Below are 522 nucleotides of genomic sequence, written 5' to 3' on the forward strand. Positions count from 1 at the left end.
CTTGCCGAGGTACATGACGGCCACGCGCTGGGAGAAGTGGCGTACGACGGCCAGGTCGTGGGCGATGAACACGAACGCGATGCCGAGTTCCTGCTGCACCTTCTGCAGCAGGTTGACCACCTGGGCCTGGATCGAGACGTCCAGCGCCGACACCGGCTCGTCCGCCACGATCAGCTTGGGTTCCAGCGCCAGGGCACGGGCGACACCGATGCGCTGGCGCTGGCCGCCGGAGAACTCGTGCGGGAAGCGGTTGTAGTGCTCCGGGTTGAGGCCGACGATCTCCAGCAGTTCGCGGACGCGCTTCTCGCGTCCACCCGCCGGGTTGATGTCGTTGATCTCCATGGGACCGGAGATGATCTTGCCGACCGTCTGGCGCGGGTTCAGCGAGGAGTACGGGTCCTGGAAGATCATCTGGATCTCGGACCGGATCGGCGCCATCTGCCTGCGCTTGGCGTGGGAGATGTCCTGGCCCTTGTACAGGATCTTCCCGCCCGTCGGCTCCAGCAGGCGGGTGATCAGCCG

The 522-nt window shown here is 66.1% G+C and carries 1 protein-coding gene; it reads right to left on the reverse strand.

Annotated elements, in window-relative coordinates; genetic code table 11:
- The coding region (locus IE260_RS41285; protein ID WP_189881052.1) for an ATP-binding cassette domain-containing protein at positions 1 to 522 on the reverse strand (522 nt) is incomplete at both ends.

Source organism: Streptomyces viridiviolaceus (assembly GCF_014650995.1).
Taxonomy (GTDB): domain Bacteria; phylum Actinomycetota; class Actinomycetes; order Streptomycetales; family Streptomycetaceae; genus Streptomyces; species Streptomyces viridiviolaceus.